Below are 2,971 nucleotides of genomic sequence, written 5' to 3'. Positions count from 1 at the left end.
GCTCACGACGCGTCGATCCGCGGCGACTCGATCCGTGGCGATCGGATCCATGGCAACTGCATCCATGGCAAACCTGGGAACGACCTCCTTGGCGTCGGTCTCGGACATCGCCGGCAACTCCACCGCCGCGCCCACCGACAGCCGGTCGGCGATCTCGCGAACCAGCCGACGGTAACCGTCCCAGTGCGCGGGGTCGCGCATCAGTTCGTCCACGTCGGCGGCCGGATACTCCGCACCCGTACCGGGCAACAACGGGCCCACGTCGGTGACGGCCCGGGGCAGCACGAGGCCCGACGCCCGCCACACCACACCCACCAGGGCCTGCGCGTCGCGACCGGTCTGGCGGGTGTGCCTGGCCATCCGCTCGTGAAAGATCGACCACTCCTGGACGCTGTCCTCACCGGAGAGGTAGGCATCCGAGTACAACGCCAGCATGCTGCGACAGTCCAGCACGGCGGGCTCCGACACGGGCGCCGGCTCCGGCTGCTTGAGCCTGCCGCGTTCGCTGAGGTGCCGCCCGAACCGGCTGTACAGCTCATTTTGGATATCGGTGTGAAACCGCTGGACCCGGCCGCGATCCCCGGCCGACGTGGCATAGCTCGTATAGAAGAGTGGCCCCATGACGTCCTCCAAGCACCCGTTCCCCCGTTGACCGCCGCCGGCGATGGTCTGCGCTCGTGTGCGGCGCAGGTCGGAAACTCCGGCATGGATACGTCTCGCTGCGCTCAGTGTAGGAAACCCTGAGCGTCAAGGTAATGCGTACCCGCTTGTCTCCTCGCGGATTCAATCGAACGCAGCAGACCGCCCGACGACGACCTCGCGGGCCTCGCCAACACGTGCTCCGTCCACCGCACTTGCCCGCCGCCCCGACAAGCGTTCGGCCATGCGAAACCGAACGTGCCCCACCAGGATCGCCAGGTCACGGCAGTACACGGAAGGATTGTCGAACCCCTTGCCCCGACCGTGTCGATGCGCCCGCAAACCACCACCACACACCCGAACCACCGGACACGAACGACAGATTCCGCACAGCGCGTCGAGACCGCCGGTCGGTTGTTCGAGCGCCCGCAGAGCCGAGGCCGCGTCCAGCGGGTGGCGCCACACGTCGAGACCGGTCGCCGTCGCGCCGTCCGCCACCGCCCTGAGCGAATCCGTGCGCTGATACGTCCCGTCGGTCTCGATCACCACCGCGTCGGCGGCGGCGAGCCCGACCGCCTCACTCCCGCCCGCACCACCCGCCCACAGGTCGAGAACCGCGTCGAACAGCCGAACCCGCACCGGCCGACCCGCGTCCCACCAATGGTCGAACGCCGCCGCCAACCACCGCCCGTAAGGACCGTCACCGCACCCCGACGGCGGCGGATGATCCCAAGTACCGTGCGGCAACAGGAAATCGATCATCGGCGGCCGATGGGCAAGCAGCGCCGCACACGTCGCCCGCGGCTCGTTGGCGAGATCAACCGTGCACAGCAGGCCCTCCAACCGCCCGCGGTGACGGGGAAGTTCGAGCAGGGCAAGAGCGCGCGCCACGTCCGCGTGCGTACCGCGACCGTCGGCACGCCGCCGATGCCGGTCCTGCGCGACACGGTCGCCGTCCAGACTCAGACCCACCCGAATGTCGTACCGGGCCAACACGTCGAGCAGCGCGGCGTCGAGCAGCACTCCGTTGCTCTGCACCACCAGTTGCGCCGTCGCGCCGACCGCCGCCAGCCGGTGGCGAATCGCCGCGGCGAACCGCTCGATCGGCTCCGGGCCGGCGAGCAACGGCTCCCCACCGTGCAGGATCACCCGCACGCGCCCGAGCCGATGACGGTCCACGTGTTCGACGATGCGCGCGATCAGCCGATCCGCGACCTCGGCCGCCATCACCCGCGGCCGATCCCGCCAACCGCTGTCGCGCATCTCGTAGACGTAGCAGTAGTCGCAAGCCAGATTGCAACGACCGTGGATCTTGACCACGAACTGGTCGAACGGCCGCCCCACCGAGGCGTCGTCCGGGTCCGCGCGCCCCGGCCACGGCTCGACGGGCGCGGTCGCCGAGTCGAACGTCGGCGCCTGGCCCGGAACGACGTCGATCACTCGCATCCGCATCGAACCAGAACCCTTCACTTGCACTTCCCCCGTATCCGGCCACGCCGGTTATGCCCTGAGTCCCCGCGGCGGCATAGTGGTTCCCCCTCTGTACGGTACTGACGCCCCCTGCCTCCATGGAGTCACCGATCGGCCAAGTTTCAGCGGAATTCGAGCGCGACGCACCAGAATTGACGGAGGGGTCCCCTCATGGCCGATTTCCTTACCAGTTTCGCGGCAGCGGAGTCCCGTCCGTACGTCGAACGCTTTCACGCGGACCTGTGCGCCGCGTTGACCAACCTCACCGGATCCGCCGTCGACGGGGTGCTGTGCAGCGCAAGCGCATCGAGTCTGCGCGACTCGACACCCGCCGTCGACGCCGCCGTACTGGTCGCGTTGTGCTCGCCCGAGTACTACGCCGACGCCGGCTGCGGATTGAATTGGGCAGTGTTCGAACGGCGATTCGACCGCCGTCCCGAGCGTCGCCCGGCCGCGGACGTCATTCGGGTATTGGTGCGCTGGGCGCCGGTGCGCAAACCCCCGGCGGGACTGCCCGGGCCGCCCGCCCTCGAATCCGGCCCGTTGGCCCCCTACTTCGACCGTGGCCTGCGTGACGTGATGCGCCGATCCCTGGGCACCGAACCGGAGTTGTACCACGACGCCGTCCGACAACTCGCCCGCGCGGTCCACGCCGGCATCCGCGAGGCCCTGCCACCACTCCTGCCGGGCGACTGGGTCGGCGTGACCCCCACCTTCCCGACCGCCGCCCTCCCGACCCGCGCCTGCACGGCCCCCAGCCGGCCCGATCCCGTGCCGGGCCAACGCAAACCCGCGCCGGGCACCGGCCCCGACGCCCCGACGAGCACCGGCACGATCGGCCCCCCACGCACCGCCGGCGACC

General features: G+C 69.9%; 2 protein-coding genes and 1 pseudogene. 1 reads left to right on the top strand and 2 read right to left on the bottom strand.

Features of this window, described 5'->3' with window-relative positions; genetic code table 11:
• A partial coding sequence (locus GT354_RS02495) for a hypothetical protein (protein WP_161354499.1) occupies positions 1-621 on the bottom strand: 621 nt, incomplete at its 3' end.
• A gap of 162 nt (positions 622-783) precedes the next feature.
• Positions 784-2,091, bottom strand: a complete 1,308-nt coding sequence (locus GT354_RS02490) for an FxsB family cyclophane-forming radical SAM/SPASM peptide maturase (protein WP_237534299.1) — start codon at positions 2,089-2,091, stop codon at positions 784-786.
• Positions 2,092-2,280: 189 nt separating this feature from the next.
• Here GT354_RS02490 and GT354_RS02485 point away from each other — a divergent pair.
• Positions 2,281-2,971 (top strand): annotated as a pseudogene (locus tag GT354_RS02485) (hypothetical protein); the annotation flags it as partial.

The sequence above is a fragment of the Streptomyces sp. SID3343 genome, assembly GCF_009865215.1.
In the GTDB taxonomy this organism is placed as follows: Bacteria; Actinomycetota; Actinomycetes; order Streptomycetales; family Streptomycetaceae; genus Embleya.
The sequence above is the reverse complement of the archived record's forward strand: the minus strand, read 5'-3'. Positions and strand labels throughout refer to the sequence as shown.

Coding starts and splice junctions, on each gene's coding strand:
- GT354_RS02490 (WP_237534299.1), bottom strand. CDS start 2,091: ATGCGGATGCGAGTGATCGACGTCGTTCCGGGCCAGGCGCCGACGTTC.